This window comes from Haloimpatiens myeolchijeotgali, assembly GCF_042688525.2.
GTDB lineage: Bacteria > Bacillota > Clostridia > Clostridiales > Clostridiaceae > Haloimpatiens.
In genome coordinates, this window is sequence record NZ_JBHWAB010000001.1 from 207,235 (window position 1) to 230,675 (window position 23,441).

At 28.5% G+C, this 23,441-nt stretch carries 23 protein-coding genes; 18 read left to right on the forward strand and 5 right to left on the reverse strand.

Annotation, left to right across the window (positions count from 1 at the left end):
• The first annotated feature begins 114 nt into the window (after nt 1–114).
• The 12 genes from ribD to ACFIJ5_RS01165 all read left to right on the forward strand — a co-directional run bounded on the left by ribD (nt 115) and on the right by ACFIJ5_RS01165 (nt 10,276).
• Nucleotides 115–1,200: a bifunctional diaminohydroxyphosphoribosylaminopyrimidine deaminase/5-amino-6-(5-phosphoribosylamino)uracil reductase RibD gene (ribD, locus tag ACFIJ5_RS01110; RefSeq protein ID WP_379802824.1), complete on the forward strand. Its 1,086-nt coding sequence runs from the start codon at nt 115–117 to the stop codon at nt 1,198–1,200.
• A 6-nt stretch (nt 1,201–1,206) separates the two neighbouring features.
• Nucleotides 1,207–1,857 (forward strand): riboflavin synthase, encoded by a 651-nt coding sequence (locus ACFIJ5_RS01115; RefSeq protein WP_379802826.1) that lies wholly within the window; start codon nt 1,207–1,209, stop codon nt 1,855–1,857.
• A 27-nt stretch (nt 1,858–1,884) separates the two neighbouring features.
• Entirely contained in the window at nt 1,885–3,084 is a 1,200-nt protein-coding gene (locus ACFIJ5_RS01120; protein ID WP_379802829.1) for a bifunctional 3,4-dihydroxy-2-butanone-4-phosphate synthase/GTP cyclohydrolase II, read from the forward strand.
• Nucleotides 3,085–3,098: 14 nt separating this feature from the next.
• Nucleotides 3,099–3,560, forward strand: coding sequence for a 6,7-dimethyl-8-ribityllumazine synthase (ribH, locus tag ACFIJ5_RS01125; RefSeq protein WP_379802830.1), 462 nt, complete (start codon nt 3,099–3,101; stop codon nt 3,558–3,560).
• Nucleotides 3,561–3,563: 3 nt separating this feature from the next.
• The gene (locus ACFIJ5_RS01130; RefSeq protein ID WP_379802833.1) at nt 3,564–4,223 is read left to right on the forward strand and encodes an HAD family hydrolase; all 660 of its coding nucleotides are present in this window, start codon (nt 3,564–3,566) and stop codon (nt 4,221–4,223) included.
• A gap of 351 nt (nt 4,224–4,574) precedes the next feature.
• A complete protein-coding gene (locus ACFIJ5_RS01135; RefSeq protein WP_379802835.1) occupies nt 4,575–5,576 on the forward strand; it encodes a 2-hydroxyacyl-CoA dehydratase family protein in 1,002 nt (333 codons plus the stop codon).
• The gene (locus ACFIJ5_RS01140; protein ID WP_379802837.1) at nt 5,576–6,349 is read left to right on the forward strand and encodes an acyl-CoA dehydratase activase; all 774 of its coding nucleotides are present in this window, start codon (nt 5,576–5,578) and stop codon (nt 6,347–6,349) included. Before ACFIJ5_RS01135 ends, ACFIJ5_RS01140 begins: the two co-directional genes overlap by 1 nt.
• Before the next feature lie 28 nt (nt 6,350–6,377).
• Nucleotides 6,378–6,809: a 6-carboxytetrahydropterin synthase QueD gene (gene queD / locus ACFIJ5_RS01145; protein ID WP_379802840.1), complete on the forward strand. Its 432-nt coding sequence runs from the start codon at nt 6,378–6,380 to the stop codon at nt 6,807–6,809.
• Between the two features lie 3 nt (nt 6,810–6,812).
• A complete protein-coding gene (gene queE, locus ACFIJ5_RS01150; protein ID WP_379802843.1) occupies nt 6,813–7,481 on the forward strand; it encodes a putative 7-carboxy-7-deazaguanine synthase QueE in 669 nt (222 codons plus the stop codon).
• A 1-nt stretch (nt 7,482) separates the two neighbouring features.
• Nucleotides 7,483–8,070, forward strand: coding sequence for a GTP cyclohydrolase I FolE (gene folE, locus ACFIJ5_RS01155; protein WP_379802844.1), 588 nt, complete (start codon nt 7,483–7,485; stop codon nt 8,068–8,070).
• A gap of 79 nt (nt 8,071–8,149) precedes the next feature.
• Nucleotides 8,150–8,812 (forward strand): 7-cyano-7-deazaguanine synthase QueC, encoded by a 663-nt coding sequence (gene queC / locus ACFIJ5_RS01160; RefSeq protein WP_379802847.1) that lies wholly within the window; start codon nt 8,150–8,152, stop codon nt 8,810–8,812.
• 117 nt (nt 8,813–8,929) lie between these two features.
• Nucleotides 8,930–10,276, forward strand: a complete 1,347-nt coding sequence (locus tag ACFIJ5_RS01165; RefSeq protein ID WP_379802850.1) for a [Fe-Fe] hydrogenase large subunit C-terminal domain-containing protein — start codon at nt 8,930–8,932, stop codon at nt 10,274–10,276.
• A gap of 107 nt (nt 10,277–10,383) precedes the next feature.
• On the opposite strand, the gene ACFIJ5_RS01170 is transcribed toward ACFIJ5_RS01165, so the two are convergent.
• Together ACFIJ5_RS01170 and ACFIJ5_RS01175 are read right to left on the reverse strand one after the other, a co-directional pair.
• Nucleotides 10,384–11,457 (reverse strand): M24 family metallopeptidase, encoded by a 1,074-nt coding sequence (locus ACFIJ5_RS01170; protein ID WP_379802852.1) that lies wholly within the window; start codon nt 11,455–11,457, stop codon nt 10,384–10,386.
• A gap of 282 nt (nt 11,458–11,739) precedes the next feature.
• Nucleotides 11,740–13,128, reverse strand: a complete 1,389-nt coding sequence (locus ACFIJ5_RS01175; protein ID WP_379802854.1) for an IS4 family transposase — start codon at nt 13,126–13,128, stop codon at nt 11,740–11,742.
• 424 nt (nt 13,129–13,552) lie between these two features.
• On the opposite strand from ACFIJ5_RS01175, the gene ACFIJ5_RS01180 reads away from it, so the two are divergent.
• Together ACFIJ5_RS01180 and ACFIJ5_RS01185 are read left to right on the forward strand one after the other, a co-directional pair.
• Nucleotides 13,553–13,681 (forward strand): hypothetical protein, encoded by a 129-nt coding sequence (locus ACFIJ5_RS01180; protein ID WP_379802857.1) that lies wholly within the window; start codon nt 13,553–13,555, stop codon nt 13,679–13,681.
• Between the two features lie 331 nt (nt 13,682–14,012).
• A complete protein-coding gene (locus tag ACFIJ5_RS01185) occupies nt 14,013–15,302 on the forward strand; it encodes an NCS2 family permease (protein ID WP_379802859.1) in 1,290 nt (429 codons plus the stop codon).
• Between the two features lie 53 nt (nt 15,303–15,355).
• Here the strand turns inward: ACFIJ5_RS01185 and ACFIJ5_RS01190 are convergent, their stop codons facing one another.
• On the reverse strand, nt 15,356–15,724 hold the full coding sequence (locus ACFIJ5_RS01190; RefSeq protein WP_379802862.1) for a hypothetical protein: 369 nt from the start codon (nt 15,722–15,724) through the stop codon (nt 15,356–15,358).
• Between the two features lie 277 nt (nt 15,725–16,001).
• Between ACFIJ5_RS01190 and ACFIJ5_RS01195 the strand changes: the two genes are divergently transcribed.
• Together ACFIJ5_RS01195 and megL are read left to right on the forward strand one after the other, a co-directional pair.
• Nucleotides 16,002–16,676 carry a hypothetical protein gene (locus ACFIJ5_RS01195; RefSeq protein WP_379802864.1) on the forward strand — a complete coding sequence of 225 codons (675 nt, stop codon included), beginning with the start codon at nt 16,002–16,004 and terminating at the stop codon, nt 16,674–16,676.
• A gap of 154 nt (nt 16,677–16,830) precedes the next feature.
• Nucleotides 16,831–18,027: a methionine gamma-lyase gene (gene megL, locus ACFIJ5_RS01200; protein ID WP_379802867.1), complete on the forward strand. Its 1,197-nt coding sequence runs from the start codon at nt 16,831–16,833 to the stop codon at nt 18,025–18,027.
• A 183-nt stretch (nt 18,028–18,210) separates the two neighbouring features.
• Here the strand turns inward: megL and ACFIJ5_RS01205 are convergent, their stop codons facing one another.
• Together ACFIJ5_RS01205 and ACFIJ5_RS01210 are read right to left on the reverse strand one after the other, a co-directional pair.
• On the reverse strand, nt 18,211–19,578 hold the full coding sequence (locus ACFIJ5_RS01205) for a D-serine ammonia-lyase (RefSeq protein WP_379802869.1): 1,368 nt from the start codon (nt 19,576–19,578) through the stop codon (nt 18,211–18,213).
• Between the two features lie 139 nt (nt 19,579–19,717).
• Nucleotides 19,718–21,031, reverse strand: a complete 1,314-nt coding sequence (locus tag ACFIJ5_RS01210; RefSeq protein WP_379802872.1) for a sodium-dependent transporter — start codon at nt 21,029–21,031, stop codon at nt 19,718–19,720.
• 692 nt (nt 21,032–21,723) lie between these two features.
• On the opposite strand from ACFIJ5_RS01210, the gene ACFIJ5_RS01215 reads away from it, so the two are divergent.
• Nucleotides 21,724–22,356 carry an HDIG domain-containing metalloprotein gene (locus tag ACFIJ5_RS01215; protein ID WP_379802875.1) on the forward strand — a complete coding sequence of 211 codons (633 nt, stop codon included), beginning with the start codon at nt 21,724–21,726 and terminating at the stop codon, nt 22,354–22,356.
• 106 nt (nt 22,357–22,462) lie between these two features.
• On the forward strand, nt 22,463–23,374 hold the full coding sequence (locus ACFIJ5_RS01220) for a DMT family transporter (protein ID WP_379802878.1): 912 nt from the start codon (nt 22,463–22,465) through the stop codon (nt 23,372–23,374).
• Nucleotides 23,375–23,441 lie beyond the last annotated feature (67 nt).

Sequence of the window (23,441 nt, forward strand, 5' to 3'; positions counted from 1 at the left end):
TTCTATAAACACATTATACTTTTTCCATGAATTTAACATTTAAAATAGAACTTTTGTAAATAATAAATATTAAAGCTTAATTAGAAATGGGGTGAGTAATTGGATACCCAATATATGAAAAGAGCCATTCAATTATCTAAAGAAGGTATAGGGTATACTAGTCCAAATCCATTAGTAGGTGCTGTTATTGTAAAAAATCAAAAGATAATAGGTGAAGGATATCATGAATTCTACGGAGGTGCTCACGCAGAAGTAAATGCATTTAATAATGCATCTACAGATGTAAAAGGAGCAACTATGTACGTTACATTAGAGCCGTGTTCGCATTATGGAAAGACTCCACCTTGCGCAAAATCAATAGTAGAGAAGGGGATATCAAAAGTTGTCATAGGCATGAAAGATCCAAATCCACTTGTTTCTGGTAAAGGCATAGAAATTTTGAAAAGTAATGGGATAGAGGTTGTAACTGGTGTATTAGAAGAAGAAATAAAAAAGTTAAATGAAATTTTTATAAAGTATATAATGACTAATATTCCATTTTGTATTTTAAAAACTGCTATGACTTTAGATGGCAAAATATGCACAAAAACAGGAGATTCAAAGTGGATATCTAATGAAAAATCAAGAGAATATGTTCATAAATTAAGACATAGAGTATCAGGTATTATGGTTGGTATTGGAACTGTGCTTGAAGATAATCCATCTTTAACTACACGATTACAAGGTGTAAAAGTAAGTGATCCTACAAGAATAATAGTGGATACTTCTGCAAGAATACCTCTAGAATCAAAAGTTTTAAATTTAGAGTCAAAGTCAAAAACAATAATTGCTACTACGGAAATGGCTTATAAAGATAAGTTAGATGCAATTAAACAAAAGGGAGCGGAAATAATAATTACACCATTAAAAAATGGAAAAGTTGATTTACAGTATTTAATAAAAGAATTAGGTAAAAGAAACGTTGATAGTATTTTATTAGAAGGTGGAGGACAACTTAATTACAGTGCATTAAATGAAGAAGTTGTTGATAAAGTTATTTCTTTTATTTCTCCTAAAATTATAGGGGGAACTGGCAGTAAGACTCCAGTTGGAGGAGATGGAAAAGAAAAAATTAAAGATGCATTTATGTTGAAAGACATTAAGTTAATAAAATTTAATGAAGATATTATGATAGAAGGTTATTTGAGAAAGGGAGAATAAATTAAGGTGTTTACAGGATTAGTTGAGGAAATAGGAGTTGTTGAATCTATAAGAAAAGGTTTAAAGTCAGCGCAAATTAATATAAAAGCTAAGAATATATTAGAAGGTATAAAATTAGGAGACAGCATAAGCACAAATGGAGTATGTCTTACAGTAACAGCTTTTACTAGTAATAGTTTTTGTGTAGATGTAATGCCCGAAACAATGAGAAGAAGCAATTTGAAAAATCTAAAAAAAGGAAGCAAAGTTAATTTAGAAAGAGCTTTAAAATCAGGAGATAGATTTGGAGGACATATTGTTTCTGGACATATTGATGGAATAGGTATTATCAAAAGTTTTGATAAAGAAGATAACGCAATATGGGTTACAGTTGAAGCTTCAAAAAACATATTGAAGTACATAGTTAATAAAGGTTCTATTGCAATAGATGGTATTAGTTTAACAGTAGCTTATGCAGATAATGAAATTTTTAAAGTTTCAATTATACCTCATACAAAAGAAGAGACCACTCTTATATCAAAAAAAGTTGGATGTGAAGTTAATTTAGAATGTGATGTGGTAGGTAAATATATTGAAAGACTTATGTGTTTTAAAGATAGTAATGTAACTAAAAAAAGTATAGATATTGATTTACTCAAAGAAAATGGTTTTATTTAAAAAATATGAAGAATGTGGGGTGTAAGTATGTATAAATTCAATACTATTGAAGAAGCTATACAAGATATAAAAGAAGGTAAAATGATTGTAGTTGTTGATGATGAAAATAGAGAAAACGAAGGAGACCTTATTATGGCAGCAGAAAAGGCTACTCCTGAAACTGTAAATTTTATGACTAAATATGCAAGGGGACTTATATGTGTACCTATGACTAAAGATAGATTAAATGATTTAGAAATATATCCAATGGTAGATGTGAATACAGATCCTAAAGAAACTGCATTTACAGTATCTGTTGATTCTGTTGAAGCTACTACAGGTATATCAGCAGCTGAAAGGGCTATGACTATATCTAGACTTATAAGTCCAAAGGCAACACCAAAAGATTTTAGTAGACCTGGACATATATTTCCATTAGCAGCTAGAGAGGGAGGAGTATTAAAAAGAGCTGGTCATACAGAATCGGCTGTAGATTTAGCAAAGTTAGCAGGTCTATATCCAGCAGGAGTAATATGTGAAATTATGAATGAAGATGGTACTATGGCAAGAGTACCTCAACTTATGGAATACGTAAAAGAGCATAATTTAAAGATAATAACTGTAGCAGAGCTAATTGCTTATAGAAGAAAAAATGAATGTTTAGTAGAAAAAGTGGCTGAAGCAGATATGCCTACAAAGCATGGTCAATTCAGAATTATGGGATATATAAACAAACTTAATGGTGAACATCATGTTGCACTAGTAAAAGGAAATGTTTTAGATGAAGAACCTGTACTTGTAAGAGTACATTCAGAATGTCTTACAGGAGATGCTTTTGATTCTCTTAGATGTGATTGTGGAGAACAACTAGCAGCTGCAATGGAGAAAGTAGAAAATGAAGGAAGAGGAATAGTGTTATATATGCGTCAAGAAGGAAGAGGAATAGGATTGATAAATAAAATCAAAGCCTATGAATTACAAGATAAAGGCATGGATACAGTTGAAGCAAATATAGCATTAGGTTTTCCAGAAGATTTAAGAGATTATGGTATAGGGGCTCAAATACTAGCGGATTTAGGAGTAAAAAAAGTAAGGCTTATGACTAATAATCCTAAAAAGGTATCAGGTATATCTGGATATGGAATAGAAATAGTTGAAAGAGTACCAATAGAAATGGAATGTAATGAAAAAAACAAATTTTATTTAGAAACTAAAAAAGAAAAGATGGGACACATACTTGATTTATAAGGAGGAAGTGTAAAATGAAAGTATATGAAGGAAAGTTAATAGCAAAAGAATTAAAATTTGGTATAGTAGTTGGTAGATTTAATGAGTTTATAGGAAGTAAACTTTTATCTGGGGCCATAGATGCATTAAAAAGACATGGTGCTAAAGAAGAAGATATAGAAATTACGTGGGTTCCAGGAGCTTTTGAAATACCACTTATGGCTAAAAAAATGGCAAAAGCTAATAAATATGATGCTGTAATTTGTTTAGGTGCAGTAATAAGAGGTGCAACTTCTCATTTTGATTATGTTTCTAATGAAGTTTCTAAAGGTATTGCAAGTGTTTCTTTAGAAACAGAGGTACCAGTAATATTTGGAGTTCTTACAACAGATAGTATAGAACAAGCTATTGAAAGGGCAGGTACAAAAGCAGGCAACAAAGGATATGAATCAGGTGTAACTGCTATTGAAATGGCAAATTTATTAAAGGAATTTTAATAGATGGAAAGATTTAAAAATGTAAAGACAATATTTTTTGATTATGATGGTACATTACATAATAGTATCAAAATATATGCTCCTGCTTTTAGAAAAGCATATGAGCATTTGATTTCAAACAACATTGTAGAATCTAAAGAATTTAGTGAAGAAGAAATCTCTTATTGGTTAGGTTTTAGTAGTAAAGATATGTGGAAAAATTTCATGCCTGATTTAGAGGAAAATATAAAAAATGAATGTAGTAGTATGATAGGAAAAGAAATGACTAAGCTTATATCAGAAAATAAAGCAGTTTTATATGAAGGTGCATTAGAAACATTAGAATATTTAAAAAAAAGAGGATATAATTTAATATTTATAAGTAATTGTGGTAAATACTATAGAGATATGGCAAGAGATAAATTTAAACTTAATAATTATTTTAATGATATGATCTGTAGTGAAGAGTATGATTTTATTCCTAAATATGAAATATTGAATAAAGTAAAATCTAAGTATTCTAATGATATGGTAATCATAGGAGATAGAATTCATGATATAGAGGCAGGAAGAAAAAACGAAATATATACAATAGGTTGTGAGTATGGTTTTGCACAAAAGGACGAACTAAAAGATACGGATTTGAATATTAAGGACATAAGAGAGCTTAAAAAAATATTTTAGAGTTATATCTAATGTTATGTAAAATCAATAATTTGTTAAAATGCATTCTAATGTAAAAAACCTAAAAGATTGATAATTTCATCAATCTTTTAGGTTTTTTCACTATAAGTATCAAGTTGAATAGGATATTTTAGTATGTTATACTTAAGTCAATTGAATATAACAAAGACAGTTCGTGTACCATCCTGTCTATAAATAAAACTAGGGCGAACTACCGGCTTAGGTAGTTTTTTTATTTATAGGGCAGTTATGCCCTTTTTTATTTTGATTTTATTTATGGGCATTTAATGCCTTTTTTTGTTTATAAAAAATAATATTTTAAATACAATTTAATTTATTTCGGAGGTAAAAATGAAAAAAATAGGTCTAACTACTACTGTGCCTATAGAAGTTCTTTTGGCAGCAGGATATACACCAGTAGATTTAAATAATCTTTTTATAACATCAGAAGATTATTCAGAATATATAGATACAGCAGAGAAAGATGGGTTTCCCAAAAGTTTATGTGCATGGATAAAAGGAATATATGGAGCATGCATACAAAATAACATAAAACAAATAGTAGGAGTTATGGAAGGTGATTGTTCTAATACAAAAGCATTAGTTGAGGTTATGAGTTTAAAGGGAATAAAAGTTTATCCTTTTTCTTTTCCACACAGTCATAAAATAAAAGATATAAAGAAAGAAATGGATAAATTCATGAAAATGTTTGATGTGAATTTAGAACAAGTTGAAAGTGTTAGACAGAAATTAAATAAAATAAGAAATTTAGGAATACAAGTTGATAAACTTACTTACAAAGAAGATAAAGTTAATGGTTTTGAAAATCATTTATACCAGGTTAGTTTTAGTGATTTTAATGGTGATGTTGATAAGTTTGAAACTAATTTAAAATCTACCATTGAAGATATAAGAAAAAGAGATCCTTTAAAGAAAAATATAAGACTTGGATATATAGGAGTACCACCTATGACAGCTGATTTATATGACTTTGTAGAAAAGTTTGGAGCGAAGATTGTATACAATGAAGTTCAAAGAGAATTTGCATTTCCAAGAGCAGAGAAGGCTTTAAATATTTATGAGCAGTATTATGATTATACTTATCCATATGATATAAATTTTAGATTAGATGAAATAATTGAACAAATACAGGAGAGAAATTTAGATGCAATAATACATTATACACAAGCTTTTTGCTATAGAGCTGTAGAGGATATTATTATAAAACAAAAATTAGATATTCCTGTACTGAATATAGAGGGAGATAAACAAAACCTATTAGATGCACGAACTAAGTTGAGATTAGAAGCATTTTTAGATATGATTAGGGATTTGAAAAGGAGGAATTCTTAATGAGAATATTGGGAATTGACCTTGGAAGTAGAGAAGTTAAGATTACATTAATGGAAGACTTGAAGATTATTTATAAAAACAAGATAAGTACAATGGCATTTTATAGAGATTATTGTAAGTTTGATGGAAAGATAGTTGTTGATATGAACAAAATTGGTGTAAAAAATATAGATAGAGCAGTGTCAACTGGATATGGAAGAAATAATACTGATTTAAGTATGTTTGAACCTATAAATGAAATTAAAGCTCATGTTTATGGAGCTTTTTATCAAACCAAGTTAAAAGACTTTATTCTTTTAGATGTTGGGGGTCAAGATGTAAAAGCAATTAAGGTTGAAAAAGGAATAACAACAGATTTAGAGCTTAATGAAAAGTGTGCAGCATCTTGTGGAAGATATTTAGAAAATATGGCTAATGTATTAGAAGTAACACTTGATGATATGAGTAATTATTATGAAAATCCAGTTGAGTTAAATTCTACATGTGCTGTATTTTCCGAATCAGAATTAATAGGTAAAATTGCAGAGGGAATTAAAATAGAGAATTTGTGTTCAAGTGTTAACTATTCAATGTATAAAAGATTAAAGCCATTACTTACTAAATTTAGAGGAAGACAACTTGTTCTTAGTGGTGGTGTTGCAAATAATAGTGCAATAAAAAGGTATCTTCAAAAGGATTATGATGAAGTAATAACATTAGATGAACCGCAGTTTAATGGGGCAATAGGATGTTGTTATTATGGAAGTATATTTAAAAAAGAAAGTAATGATTAACTTAAACTTATCTTCAGGAGGAGTATAAATGTATATTTTAAAAACAGAACACAGTTTTGATAGTGCACATTTTCTTGTAAATTATGAAGGAAAATGTGGTAACATACATGGACATAGATGGAAAGTGGAAATAGAAGTGCAGTCACAAACATTAGTAAAAGGTGGTCAACTTGATGGTATGGTGATAGATTTTGGAGATTTAAAGAGGGATGTTAAAGAGATGGTAGATTTTTATGACCATGCATTGATTATAGAACAAAATACTATGAGAAAAGAAACATTAACTAATTTATTACAAGATGGATTTAGAGTAATTGATGTAAAATTTAGACCAACTGCAGAAAATTTCGCAGCACATTTTTTTACTTGTATGAAGCAAAAAGGATATAAATTAAAAAGAGTTGCTGTTTACGAGACACCTAATAATTGTGCTGTATATGAAGAAAGTGAGGAAAAATAGTTCATGAATTTTAAAGTGGTTGAAAAATTTGTAAGTATAAATGGAGAAGGAACTTTGTGTGGACAATTAGCTGTATTTATAAGATTTGCAGGATGTAATTTGAATTGTAGTTATTGTGATACAAAGTGGGCCAATGAAAAAGAAGTAAAATATGAAATTATGAATTCAAAAGAGATATATGATTATGTTAAGTCTACAAGAATTAATAATGTTACATTAACAGGGGGAGAGCCCTTAATGCAACAAGGGATTGCAGAAGTTATAGAGTTATTTGCACAAGATAAAGAGATACATGTTGAAATAGAGACTAATGGAAGTGTAGCTATAGATGAGTTTAGAAAAATTAAAGGAAATATTCCTAAATTTACTTTAGATTATAAGCTTCCTTCAAGTGGCATGGAACAAAATATGGTTATAGATAATTATAAATATTTAAAAGAGTGGGATACAGTTAAATTTGTAGTAGGAAGTTTAGAAGATTTACAAAAGGCAAAATGTATAATTTATAAATACGATTTAATTCATAAAGCCAATGTATATATAAGTCCAGTTTTTGGACAAATATCAATGGAAAACATAGTTGATTTTATGAAAGCTAATAAAATGAATGGAGTTAATCTCCAAGCACAACTTCATAAAATTATATGGAGTCCAGATAAAAGAGGTGTATAGTATGGCAATTGATAAGAAAGCAATTGAAGAACATATACGAGGTATACTGATAGCATTAGGAGACAATCCAGAAAGAGAAGGTCTTAAAGATACTCCAAAACGTGTTGCAAATATGTATGAAGAGGTTTTTGAAGGAATGTGCTATACGAATGATGATATTGCAGACATGTTCAATAAAACTTTTGAAGATGATTTAGATATTAAAGAAGGAAGTAGAGATATGGTAATAATGAAAGATATACAAATATTTAGTCATTGTGAACATCATTTAGCACTAATGTACAACATGAAGGTAACGGTAGCATATTTGCCTAAAAAGAAAGTAATAGGTCTTAGTAAAATTGCAAGAATAGCTGATATGGTAAGCAAAAGGCTTCAACTTCAAGAAAGAATAGGAAGCGATATAGCGGAAATAATACAAAAAATTACAGAAACAGAAGATGTAGCAGTTATCATAGAAGGAGAGCATGCTTGCATGACTACTAGAGGAATAAAGAAAACTAATGCAAATACTGTAACTACAACTTTTAGAGGTAAATTTGTAGAAGATATTATGTTAAATAATAGACTTATGATGGCATTAAAATAAAATTATATTTCAATAAGAGTTTTAAAAGGTATAAAAAAGATATTTTAAAGTAAGTTATGAAAAAGTGGAGGTAATAATTATGAATAAAGAAAAGGCAGTTGTTGTTTTTAGTGGAGGACAAGATAGTACTACTTGTTTGTTTTGGGCTAGAAAAAGGTTTAAAGAGGTTATTGCAATATCTTTTGATTATAATCAAAAACATAAACTAGAATTAGAATGTGCTAAGGAGATTTGTAAAAAATATGATATAGAACATCATATATTAGATATGAAATTATTAAACCAATTAGCACCAAATTCTTTAACGAGAAATGATATAGAAGTTGATGTGGAAAAACCAGAAAATGAATTACCTAATTCTTTTGTTGACGGAAGAAATCTATTATTTTTAACTTTTGTTGCAGTTTTTGCAAAACAAAAAGGAATAAATCACATAGTAACAGGGGTATCTGAAAGTGATTTTAGTGGATATCCAGATTGTAGAGATGTTTTCATAAAATCTACAAATGTAACTTTAAATTTAGCAATGGATTATGAGTTTGTAATACATACTCCTCTTATGTGGATTGATAAAGCAGAAACTTGGAAAATGGCGTATGATTTAGGAGTATTAGATATTGTAAAAAATGAGACTCTAACTTGTTACAATGGAATAAAAGGAAATGGATGTGGGCATTGTCCAGCATGTAAGTTAAGAAAAAATGGATATTTAAAATTTAAGGAATCATATTTAAGAAAATAGTTTAACTTATTTTTAGGTTGCTGATAAACATAAATTATCAACAGCCTTTTATATTTTTTTGTATATAAAATAATATTAGAGTGAATACTGAATATGTGAGAGGAGAAAAAAGCTGTTATGAAAGAAAAGTATAAAGAGGTATTTGAACAATTATTAAAAGCTTACGAGAAAAATGAAATTGATAAAAAGATTAGGGAATTATTCAATGATTTTAAAGTGAATAAAAAAGAAATGGGAAGAATTATAGCGTCTTTGTGTGGTGTAGATGTGGAATATGAAAATGGTGAAAAATTCATTAAAGATGTAAAAGATGCTATATCTAATTATAAAAGAGATTCAAAAATAGTTTATAAAATTAAAGAGTGTGATATGAAGTGCGCAGACGAAGAGGGAAAAACTTTATGTCAAAAGGCTTGTCCTTTTAATGCTATTTTAAAAGATGGAGAAAAAATTTATATAAAAGAAGAACTATGTGTAGACTGTGGTAAGTGTGTAGAAGCATGCAAAGATGGTGGATTTTTAGATAGAATAGAATTTATACCTTTAGTAGATATATTAAAATCAGATGTACCAGTTATTGCAGCAGTAGCTCCAGCCATTGCAGGTCAATTTGGTGAGGATGTTTCTTTAGAAAAATTAAGAAGTGCTTTTAAGAAGGTTGGTTTTTTAGATATGGTAGAAGTGGCTTTTTTTGCTGATATGTTAACTTTAAAGGAAGCTATTGAGTTTGATCATTTTGTAAAAAGTGAAGATGATCTCATGATTACGTCATGCTGTTGTCCTATGTGGGTAGGGATGTTAAAAAGAGTTTATAAAGATTTAGTAAAAAATGTTTCTCCTTCAGTATCACCTATGATAGCTTCTGGAAGAGTGTTAAAAAAACTTAATCCAAAATGTAAAGTGGTTTTTGTTGGACCTTGTATAGCTAAAAAAGCTGAAGCTAAAAATGAAGATATAAAAGGAGCTATTGATTTTGTACTTACTTTTGAAGAAGTTAAAAATATATTTGATGTTTTAGAAATAAATCCAAGTGAATTAGAAGAAGATTTTACAACGGAGTATGCTTCAAGGGAAGGTAGACTTTATGCTAGGACAGGAGGAGTGTCTATTGCTGTAAGTGAAGCTGTTGCACAAATCTTTCCTGAAAAAGCAAAGTTAATAAAAACAGTTCAAGCAAATGGAGTAAAAGAATGTAAAGAAGTATTAGATAAGGCAATGCGTGGAGAAATAAGTGCAAACTTTATAGAAGGTATGGGTTGTGTTGGAGGCTGCGTAGGAGGTCCTAAAGCAATAATACCAAAAGAAAAAGGAAAAGAAAAAGTAGATGAGGTTGCTGAAAATTCTAAAATCAAAATATCTTTAAATAGTGAATGTATGAAGAAAGTTTTAAATACTATAGGTATAAATGGAGTAGAAGATTTTAAAGATAAGGATAAAATAAAGATTTTTGAGAGAGAATTTTAACATATTATATAAAAAAGCCATAAAAGCACAATGCTTTTATGTCAGGCTGTTGATAAATATAAATTGTCAACAGCCTTTTGCATTTATCTTTTTTATGTAAAGTAAGATTATTTTAAAATAGTTAATTCTTTTGGATAACTATTTAACACTTCACAACCGTCTTCTGTCACTAATACAAGGTCTTCAATTCTAACTCCACATTTTCCAGGATAATAGATGCCTGGTTCAATAGAAAATACCATTCCAGGTTTAGCAGTCATCTCTTCATTGCTTCCTACATCTGGATATTCATGATCTTCTACGCCAATGTTGTGTCCAGTCCTATGAGTGAAATATTTTCCGTAACCAGCTTTTTCTATGACGTCTCTTGAAGCTTTATCAATGTCACATAATCGTACACCAGGTTTTACAGCATTTATGCCGGTTAAATTAGATTGTAAAACAGTATTATATATTTTTTTACATTCTTCATCTGGTTCACCAAAGAATATAGTTCTTGTCATATCAGAACAATAACCATTTGTTTTACCACCTATATCTAGTATTACAGAATCACCTTTTTTTATCATAGTATTGTCTGAATCATGGTGTGGTTGAGCAGCGTTTTCCCCATAAGCAATTACTGGATAAAAAGAAAACTCACTAGTTCCATGTTTTTTATATATGTTTAAAAGCATATCTGCTAATTCCTTTTCAGTATGTTTTTCAGGAATAATATTTATTAAATCACTCATAACTTTATCATTTACTTTTGAAGCTTCTTTTAAAAGTTCTATTTCATTGTTATCTTTTATCATTCTAACTTCATCAACAATGAATGAACTATTTATAAATTTAAGATTAGGCTTTTTATCCATAAGTGAAATTAGAAAATGGGATGGCCAAGTTTTATCAACACCGAAAACTGTATTTTCTGCAAGATTTGCTATAACTTGAACTGCATCTTCACCATCTTTGTATACATGCAAATCAACACCTATAGTATCTTTAACTGCAAATAGTTCATTTGCAATAAATTTAACAGTACCATTAGTATTTATATATAAAGCCATAAGTCTTTCACCTGGCTCTATCCATAATCCTAAAAGATAATATATAGATGAAGATGATGTTATTATAAGTTGGTTAATATTATGTTTTTTCATATTTTCTATTATTCTTTTTAATCTAATATTTCCCATCATATACCTCCTTGATTAAGTAGTTTTATAAATATATTGTATACGTTTCTTATTAGTTTTTATTTCAACCATTATTTATTTTAAATTATTAATTATTCAGTTTTTGCAGTAAAAAAATACTGTCTAGCGAAGGGAAATGATATCTTGCGTAAGAAACATTTAAAATCAATTAAGAATTAATAATTAAAAATGAATAATGAAGGTTAATTTTTGATTTAGCAAAAATCTTTAATTATATTAGTTATTTTGCCCTAAGGCAAAATTTCCTTAATTATTAATTACTCAACTTTCGCAGGAGAAAAAGACCAACTTCTCCTTGATATAACAAGGCAAAGCAGTAATAAAATTGTCTATTATTGAGTCGATAAGCTCCTTAGAAAGAAGAAGTTTTTCAGATAAAACATTTTTTAAAATATCAATAATGATACGCATTACTTCACAAAATTGGATATCTTGAAGTTCATCACAACATTGATAAAAAAATCCACCAATAGTTCGTACATCATTATTTTTACGATTTTCTAAAGCAAGCATGATATATCTAGTAAAAACTATAGACGTATGAGAAACCATGGAATCATAAGAACGTCCTTGAAACTCTTTAACAAGCTTTAAAAAAGATTTATTCATTTTGAAAAAAACTTCTATATCCCAGCGTTTACCGTAAATTCTTATGATTTCATTATCGTCTAAAGATATATCAGTAGAAATCAAAGCAAGCCAGTTTCTTTTTCGATTTCTATCCCTTACAAATACAATTTTTGCTTTTACTTCATTGCCATTTTCATCAGAACCAATACCTACAATTACAGAAGAAAGAATTTTAGCTCTACCGCGTTTCTTTTTTAAACTAGCATAAAGTCCTTTAAGATTTAAAAGCTTACCATTGTAATTGTAGTAAACCCTTGGCATTGCTTTAACCATAGCAATAGTATTAAGTTTAAGTTGTAAAATTTGTATAAGAATTTTGGGATACGTAAACCAGCTATCAAAAAGAACATATGATGCAGGAATTTTATATTTAGCAGCTTGTTTAAGTAAACACATCATAGCTGAAGGTGATTTTAAAATAGCCTCCTTACGGAGTTTAGCACCATTAGTTCTTTTATCAATAGATTCATTTTGAGGGCAAATTCTATTTTTCTCTTTTTCAGAAGAAAGAAGAGTAAATCCAAGAGGCAAAAAAGTATTACCGTCTGACCAACCAAGTGTAAGAAGGCGAAAGCCTTTGACAAATTTTCTTGTAACGTGATCATGAACATTTGCAAGGAGTTCAACAGATTTACTTCTATTTCTACTATACAAAGAATCATCTACTATTAAGACATTTACTCTATCTTTAGATGTAAGCGGAATGATTACATTTCTGATAATTGATGAAGAAAGTATGAGTAAAAATTTTCTCCAATTAAAATTAGGAGAATTAAGGAACCTATAGATGACATCTTTTGAAAAGTTGATATTCTTTTTACTCTCAAAAGTACGAAAAAGATTTTTACCTGTGAAAATAAGAGTAAATATATATTTAAATACTGTAATACAAGAAAAACCTTTTTGCTTTGAAAAATTACATTTTCTAAGAATAGATCCAATTTTGTTATCTTTAAAAAATCTATTTATAGTAAAATTCAGTTGTTTATCTTTGTTATCATTTGGTATAATAGTGTTCATAAGAAACATTCCTTTCTTTGGTGTGATGTTTTTAGCAATTCTATTATACCAAAAGGAATGTTTCTTTGCTTTATGCGTTTATTTTACAGGCTTTCGCCTTATTTTTTATCTGCGAAAGTTGAGTTAATTATTAACTATTAATTATCTTTAAAGTAAAAGGTTTCTAAGCAAGATATCATTTCACGTAGCGCCTGTTTTTTACCTGTGAAAGTTGATTTATGTTAACAACCTTACACATAACATGGTAGTGTTTTTTACTTATAATGTCAACATTTCTATATAAGTATAAAAATGTTATATTCCATATATAAAAATGCTATATTTAATGAAAATTAAGATAATGTTAAGAATTTAATAAGAAGAATGTAAGATTCAAGTTGTATTATATATATAGAATAAATTATTTATAACAGGAGGTATAGTTATGAGAGTATTAAGTAATTATGAAAAGGCAAAATTCATAAAGTATAAAAATTTAATTTATATATCTGCTGGAATATTATTATTTGGAGGAATAATTACAATAGAGAAAGTGACTATGATGATAATATAGAGTTTAAAAATATACAATTCACTTCCGCAGATGAAAAATAGCTGCTGCGGGAAATGATATTTTTAATTGCAAAAGTTGAAGATATATAAATAAATTTATAGACAAACATTCTATCAGTATTTTTGATTAGAATGTTTTATTTTTGTTATGCTAAAAACGAATAAATACGAACGATTATGATTTAGTATTAATATTTTCCGATGAAAACAGACAAAAAATAAACTATGATATAAAGAAATGGAAAGAACGTTCGGAAATTCTGTTGACTTTGAATTTCAGATTTGCTAATATGTACAAGTGCTAAAGAAAATGAGTATAAAGGAGACAGAATATGGAATCATATTTTAAGTTAAAAGAAAATGGGACTAATATAAAGAATGAAATAGTAGCAGGAATTACTACTTTTATGACAATGGCATATATATTAGTAGTAAATCCAAGTATATTGTCAGATGCAGGTATGAATTTTGGTTCGGTATTTACAGCAACTGCAGTATCAGCAATTATTGCAACACTTATAATGGGCTTATATGCAAAATTACCATTTGCACAAGCACCAGGTATGGGACTTAATGCATTCTTTGCGTATACAATAGTTAAACAAATGGGATATAGCTGGCAATTTGCATTGACAGCAGTGTTTTTAGAAGGAATAATTTTTATAGTACTAACAATGGTTAATGCACGTGAAGCTATTGTAAATTCAATACCAACAAACATAAAAAAGGCTATATCTGTTGGAATTGGACTTTTTATAGCATTCATAGGACTAGAAAATGCACACATTGTTCTACATCCTAAAAATGGAACTATTTTAGCATTAGGAAATGTTACAAGTGGACCAGCATTGCTTGCAATTATAGGTATAATAATAACAGGTGTATTGCTTGCTAAAAAAGTAAGAGGGTCATTACTTATAGGAATAGTTATTACTACTATAATAGGTATCCCTATGGGAATAACACAAATACCAGATAAATTCATAAGTGCACCACCATCTTTAAGTCCAATATTTTTTAAGTTTGAATGGCATAATGTATTTACAGTAAATATGTTTATAGCATTATTTACATTACTATTTATGGATATGTTTGATACAGTTGGAACTCTTGTAGGGGTTGCTACTAAAGCTAATATGCTTGATGAAAATGGAAATGTACCTAGAATTAAAAAAGCGCTATTTGCAGATTCTATAGGAACTACTTTAGGAGCATGTTTAGGAACTAGTACTGTAAGTACTTTTGTTGAAAGTGCGTCAGGAGTTGCAGAAGGAGGAAGAACAGGACTTACAGCAGTATCAACAGCAGGAATGTTTTTCATAGCATTATTTTTATCACCATTATTTATAATGATACCTTCACCAGCAACTTCACCAGCTTTAGTATTAGTTGGATTATTTATGATGGAACCAATCAAAGAAATAGATTTAATTGATTATACAGAAGCTATACCAGCATTTTTTACAATAATTATGATGCCTTTAGCTTATAGTATTTCTGATGGTATTGCTTTTGGAATGGTATCTTATATATTCTTAAAAGTATTAACTAAAAGAGGAAAAGAAGTTACAATACCAGCTTATATAGTAGGAGCATTATTCGTATTAAAATTTTTTATATAGATTATAAGAGATTAGAGAATTAAAAAATTTCTCTAATCTCTTGTTATAATAGTTTAGTTTTTACTACACTTAGAACAATTTTTATGACCACAGCATTTTCCACAATGATTTTTATTACATGAAGACTTTTGCATAGATTTTATAGGTTCAGCTTTAACCATAAAAGTAGAGTTATCATAAATTACTTCTATTGTTTTTATATACTCACTTATTTTTTCATTGTACATAACAAATAAACCATCAATATTTTCAATTACATATCCATTTTTAAACTCATCTAAATATATTTCAACAGTATTTTTATTGGAACATCCAGGCGTGAAGTCAAATCTTATACAACTATATTCATTATTGTTTTCTAGTAGTTGTAGAAACTTTTGTTTACAATCTTTAGATATTTTTATTCTGAAAGTATTTTTCATTTAGTTATCTCCTCACATAAAATATTATATTTTAAGCTTTTTTATAAGAAAAATATCTTTAACTATTATTATTGGGATAAGTTTGTTAATAAATTTTTAATAAAATTTAAATTTTGAGTTTAAAAGTTTAAGGTTTAATAACATTATAAACGAATAATTAATATTATCAATTATTATTATTTATTATGATAAAACAAAACTTTAAACAAATTTATTTAATATATATTTTGTTTTTTACATAATGATTTACTAAAGAAAACATTAAGGAGGAAAAATAGTGAAATTAAAAGGTAGTAAAAAACGTAAAGCAGAAGTTGTGTTAGCTAATACTATTAGAACATTACTTGTTATATCTATGATAATAAGTATAGTAACGCATAACTATTTAAATTTTTTCACCGCATTATTAACATTATGTCTTACTTTCTTACCATTTATTATAGCTAAAAAGAATCATATAAAATTACCACCTAGTTTTCAAATAATTATATTGCTATTTATTTTTGCATCTCAATATTTAGGAGAAATGAAAAATTATTATTTAAAGTTTTGGTGGTGGGATTTGATGCTGCATACTTTATCAGGACTTATATTAGGATTTTTAGGATTCCTTTTAGTATATATTTTAAATAAGGAAGAAAAAGTTAATGTGTATTTAAGTCCTTTTTTCATGGCATTATTTGCATTTACTTTTGCAGTTAGTGTTGGTGCTTTGTGGGAGATATTTGAGTTTTCTATGGATAATATATTTGGATTAAATATGCAAAAATCAGGTTTAGTAGATACTATGTGGGACCTTATTGTTGACTCTATAGGTGCAATAGTTGCAGCTTTTTCTGGGTATTTGTATGAAAAAAATAGAGAAGAAGGAATATTTAAAAACCTTATAACTAAATTTTTAAAGATGAATTCACAGTTATTTAAACAAAATAGTAAAAGTAGAGATATATAGCAATAAATAAAAGTACATGGTGGTATATGTAAAAAAACATATATTATTATGTACTTTTACTAAAAGATTAACAAGAAAATATTAACAAATAATAAAATAAATGTTAATATATTTTTAGGGGTAAAATTTAAAATTTTATTAGGGGGATATGAATATGATGAATGAAGGGTTAAAGAAAAAAGGGTTTGCAACAAAAGCTATTCATGGTGGACATGCTAAAAACTCAGTAGGAGCATTAGCTACACCTATATATCAAACATCAACATTTGTATTTGATTCAGCAGAACAAGGAGGAAATAGATTTAAAGGTGAGGAAGATGGATACATATATACTAGACTAGGAAATCCAACCAATGTATCTGTAGAAGAAAAAGTTGCTCTTTTAGAAGGAGCAGAAGCAGCAGTATCTACTGCGTCTGGTATAGGTGCTGTGGCGTCTACAATGTGGACAGCTATAAAAGGTGGAGATCATATAATTGCATCAAAAACTCTTTATGGATGTACTTATGCATTTTTAAGTCATGGAATAACAAGATTTAATGTAGACGTAACTTTTGTAGATGTTTCAGATCCTGAAAATGTTAAAAAAGCTATGAGAGATAATACTAGAGTTGTATATTTAGAGACTCCTGCAAATCCAACGCTTACACTAGCAAACATAGAAGAAATATCTAAAATAGCTCATGAAAATAAAAATTGTTTAGTTGTAGTTGATAATACATTTTGTACACCATATTTACAAAAACCGTTAACTTTAGGGGCTGATGTTGTAATACATTCTGCAACAAAGTTTTTGAATGGTCATGGAGATGTTATTGCAGGGTTTGTAGCAGGTAAGAAGGACTTTATAAATAATGTTAGATTATTTGGTGTAAAAGATATGACAGGGGCAAGTTTAAGCCCATTTGATGCATTTTTAATTGGAAGGGGAATGAAAACGTTACAGATCAGAATGGAACAACATTGTAGTAATGCTATGAAGGTAGCAGAATTTTTAGAAAAACATCCAGCTATAGAAAAGGTATATTATCCAGGACTTAAAAGTTTCCCACAATATGAATTAGTTAAGAAACAAATGAAATTACCAGGAGCTATAATAGCTTTTGAGATAAAAGGAGGAATGGATGCAGGTATAAAAATTATGAATAATGTGAAATTGTGTGCACTAGCAGTAAGTTTAGGAGATGCAGAAACTCTTATACAACATCCAGCATCTATGACTCATTCACCATATTCAAAAGAAGAGAGAGAAGCCGCAGGGATTAGTGATGGTTTGGTTAGAATAGCTGTGGGTCTTGAAAATGCTGATGATATAATAGCAGATTTAGATCAAGCTTTGAACATGATATAAAATTGAACTTTCGCAGATGAAAAATAGCTGCTGCAGGAAATGATATCTTGCTTAGAACTTGTAAACTTTGTTCAAATGTTTCTTACGCAATATATTATTTTCCTTCGCTAGGTAGTATTTTTTTACTGCGAAAGTTGAATATAAAATTTATAGAATTTTTGAGTAAAACTCAGTTGTTCATCTTTAAGATAGTTTACTGAAGTTTTTACCTATGTTATAGTATTCATTCATGATTTCTTCTGGAACTAATTGACCACCAGTTGCCCAACTTATATGAATAGCGTTATTCATTTTGTCTATAAGATTATGAGATTCTAAGTAGCTTAAACCAGTTTTGTTTTTGAAGATTTCCCATGGACCAACGATTCCTGCACAAGCAGATGGCTCTAATCTAATTTTTTCTGTATCTATTAAAGAGCTTAATAAAACATACAATTCATCATCCTGTATTGTGTAAATTCCACTTAATAAGTTTTTAAAAGTTTTTCCTACAAAACCAGAAGGTCTTCCAACAGCTAGACCATCCGCTTCAGTTATATTGTCTATTCCAAAATCTTGTACACAAATTTTATTATGCTGTTCAGTTAACATTCCTAAAAGCATGCATGGAGAATGTGTTGGTTCAGCAAAAAAACAGTGAACATTATCTTTAAAGAGTAATTTTAGACCAAAGGCAACACCACCAGGTCCTCCACCAACTCCACATGGAAGATATACAAAAAGAGGATGATTTTCATCAATAACAATATTCATTTCGTCTAATTGTTTTTTTAATCGAATAGCTGCAGCGCTGTACCCTAAAAATAAATTTATTGAATTTTCGTCATCTATAAAATAACTAGTTGGGTCATTGTTAGATAATGCTCTACCTTTTTTCACTGCTTTATTATAATCTGATTTATATTCAATAACTGTAACACCTTTACTTCTTAGTAAATCTTTTTTCCATTGTTTTGCATCTTTAGACATATGGACAATAACGTTAAATCCTATTTTGGCACTCATTATGCCTATACTTAAACCTAGATTACCAGTAGAACCTACTTGAATAGTATATTTATTAAAAAAATCAATATATTTCTTATGTGCTAACTTTGAGTAATCATCATCTAAAGTTATCAAATTATTTTTTAATGCTAAATCTTCAGTATGTTTTAATACTTCATAAATTCCACCTCTAGCTTTTATAGAACCAGCAATTGAAAGAAGATTATCACATTTTAAAAGCATATGTCCAGGTAAATTTGTATTATATAATTCTGATATATATTTTTGCATTGATGGAATTTTAATTAAGGGAGATTCTATAATTCCATTAAGTTTTTTTGTTTCAGGAAAATGTTTTACAATAAATGGTGCAAAACGTTTTAAACGTTGCTCACAATCTACTACATCTTCCATTGATAATGATATACTATTAATAGCATTTTCAAATTTATCATATTTAGGATTTGACCAAAGTGTGGTTTCCGTGTTGATTATTTTTTTTAATAAAGGATTATGACATATCCATTCCTCTAATGACTTACCGCAGATGATTTTATTCCCCATAAAAACAACCTCTTTTCTTGGTGATTTTTTACAATAATTATATATTACTTTTATTATTATGCAAAGTAAAAAGCCCAAAAATTAAAGAACAAAATTATTTTCATTTAAATTTTGTCCTTTAACCTTTGAACTTTTATATTTAGCCTATACCTCCATATACGATTCCAAAAATAACTATAAGAATAGCGATTGTAGTGAATACATATTTAGCAAAAAATTTAAAGTACTTTCCTAAAGGTTTTTTAGCACCTATATTTATTTGTTTTAAAGCATTATCTATTCCATATATCCAGAAAAATGAAATAGCAGATAATACTGCACCTATTGGAGTTATGTATATAGTAATGAAATCTGCTACTGTGCCAAATGTTTTCATACTTAAATCTAAAGGAATAGAAATTATAAAACATACTGAAGTTACAATTAAAACGCTTAAAATTCTTTTGATTTTAAATTTACCCATAATAGCTTCAACAGGAGCTTCTAACATATTTATTGCAGAAGAAATAGAAGCTAAAATTATACTGAAGAAAAATAAAACTCCAAATATATAACCACCAGGCATTGCTTTGAATATAGATGGTATAGTAATAAATAATAAAGACGGACCAGCTGATGGATTTAATCCAAAAGCAAAGGCAGCTGGAATAATTATAAATGCTGCTAGTAAAGCTGCTACAGTATCAAAAATTACAGTATTTACAGCAGAGGATGGTATATCTTCATTATCAGATAAATAACTTCCATATACCACCATACCTGCTCCGTTTAGTGATACAGTGAAAAATGCCTGACCTAATGCCATAATCCAAGTTTTCGGTTGAAGTAAATATGACCAATTTGGTACCAATAAGTATTTAACTCCATTCATAGCACCTGGTAAAGTTAATGATCTTATCATTAAAATAATAAATAATATAAAGAGCGTGGGCATAGCAAATTTGTTTAATTTTTCAATTCCATTAATTACACCGAGTAATAATATTACTAAGGTAATTGATATTGCTAAACCATGCCACAATATGCTAGATTGTGTTCCAGCAAAATTATTAAAGTAAGAAGAAATATTTATATTTGAAAAATCTCCTTTTACCGATAAGAGGAAGTATTTTAAAACCCAACCAATTACTATTGGATAAAATAAAAATATTCCTGTAACTCCTAAGGTAGGAATTGATGCTGTTATTGATGAAAATGGTAGTTTTTTTTCTGCAAGAATATCTTTTATTGCTCCAAAAGAACCTTTTTTTCTTGATCTACCTAAAGCAAATTCTTCCATTAGTCCAGTAGAACCTAAAATAAATACAAATATAAGATATGGAATTAAAAAAGCAGCTCCACCATATGTACCTAATCGCCAAGGAAACATCCAAATATTACCTAAACCAATTGCTGAACCAATACAGGATAGTACAAAACCTAATTTGCTTGAAAAAGTTTCTCTTTCATTCACATTAATGCCCCCTATAATTTTATTTAATAATATGAAGTTCTAAGTATACCAAATTAAAAAGGCCACATAGATATATCTATCTATGTGGCCTAATATAAACATTTATACCATCATAGATACGAACCCCGTAATAGTTAACACATATAGGGTTCGTATCTGTATTTTTCATCAGAACAAACCCCGTTATCTATAATAGTAATAATAGTATTCTATTTTAACTGTAGTATTTTTCATAGAAAACTTCATGTTATCTTCTCCTGTGTAATATTTTTAAATATTGTATCATAAAAAGATTGATGTTTCAATTACAATTTTATAATTCAAAATTCTTCTTAGGTGTTTTAGTGAATTACTAATTATTTATTCAAATGTTTTTTATGCAGGATATCATGTCCCTTCGTTATACATACAGCATTTTCTTACTGCTAAAGTTGAGTAAAATGATAATAAATCGAAAAAAACATGACATAATATTATTATGAACTTAGTTTGAGACAAAAATTGTGTATATTAAAGTTTTCAATTTTCGCAGGTGAAAACAGCCGCTATGGGAAATGATATCTTGCTTAGAACTTGTAAACTTTGTTCAAATGTTTCTTACGCAATATATCATTTCTCTTCGCTAAGAAGTATTTTTTTACTGCGAAAATTGAGTAGAGTTAAAATAAAAAATAAGGAGAAAATGAAACAACATGGATGAAAAAAAAGAATTATTTAAAGAATTTGATAATCATTTAATGAAAGATAAAAAACCATCAACATATTTTAATGAAAAATATGAAACAGGATTATTTAAAAATATATATCCTTTTACACTATTAGGAAAGTTAGCGGAAACTGAACAATCAGCAAAGTATCATCCAGAAGGTAGTGTATGGAATCATACAATGTTAGTAGTTGATAAAGCTGCAGAAGTAAAAACAAAAAGTGAAGAACCCAAAGAATTTATGTGGGCTGCTCTTTTACATGATATAGGTAAAGCACCAACTACTAAAATTAGAAGAGGTAGGATAACGTCTTATGATCATGATAAAGTAGGAGAAAAATTATCAATTCAGTTTTTAAGAGAACTAACACAGGATGAAGTATTTATTTATAAGGTATCTAAATTAGTAAGATGGCATATGCAAACACTTTTTGTTGTAAAGCAATTACCTTTTGCTGATATAAGTACAATGTGTAAGGAAACAAATTTTAATGAAGTAGCTTTATTATCATTATGTGACAGGGTTGGTAGAGGTAAAATGTCAGAGGGGAAATTTGAGGAAGAGAAAATGGTTATAGAAGGTTTTTTAAAAAAATGTGAAGAAAATGTTACGAAATAATATAAAATTTGAGTTAAACAACAAATATTTGATATATGTAAACGGTATTGTAACTTTGGATATTTTATGATACACTATAGTGGATTGTAAAAAAGGAGATGTTTAAATGGAAGATTCAAAAAAGGTTACGGAAGGATATCTATTAGTTGCGTTGTGTGGAACTTGCTGGGGACTAATGGGAGTGCTAACTAAAAAGTTGGATCTTTTAGGTTTTGATGAATTTTCTGTAGCAGCTCTTAGACCTACTGTAGCAGTAGCTTTTTATTTACTTTATACTTTAATTAAAGAACCTAAATACCTTAAGACAAGTGTAAAAGGGTTATTGTTCTTTATGTTATATGGAATAGTAACATTAGATGGAATGTTTATTTCATTTACCTATGCTGTTAAGTATTCTAGTATTGCAACAGCATCTGTATTATTGTTTACTAATCCTATTTTTGTAATGATTATGTCTCGTTTTTTATTTCACGAAAAGTTTACTAAGAAAAAAATAATGGCATTAGTACTGTCTATTGCTGGATGTTTACTTGTAGTGAGAGCTTACAATGTGGAAGCGTTTAAACTAAGTTTTTGGGGCATAATTTTTGGAGTTATTTCTGGATTTACTGTAGATCTTCAAAATGTTTTAGGAAAAATAGGAGCTAACAAGTATCATTACAAAACTCATTTAGTATATTCATTCTTATTTGCAGCTGTATTCTTATGGTTATTTAGATCACCAGTAGAATTAATACAGAATGCAACAAGTGCTACAGCATGGTTTTATATAATAGCTATCGGGTTTTTCGCTACAGTTATACCTAATGGATCATTTGTAAAAGCATTACAATACGTTGAGTCTAGTAAAGCAAGCATTGTATGTAGTATTGAGCCAGTAGTAGCTTCTATAATGGGATTCTTGATTTTTAGGGAAACGCTAGAAATTTGGCAAATACTAGGTATGGCATTGATTTTATTTTCAGTAGCATTGATTCAAATGAAAGACAAGACAACTGAAAGTGTGGTTAATGTGTAAGCGGTAACACATATAATGAAAGCATATATAGCATGAGATATTTTCTTATCTATATATGCTTTTATTT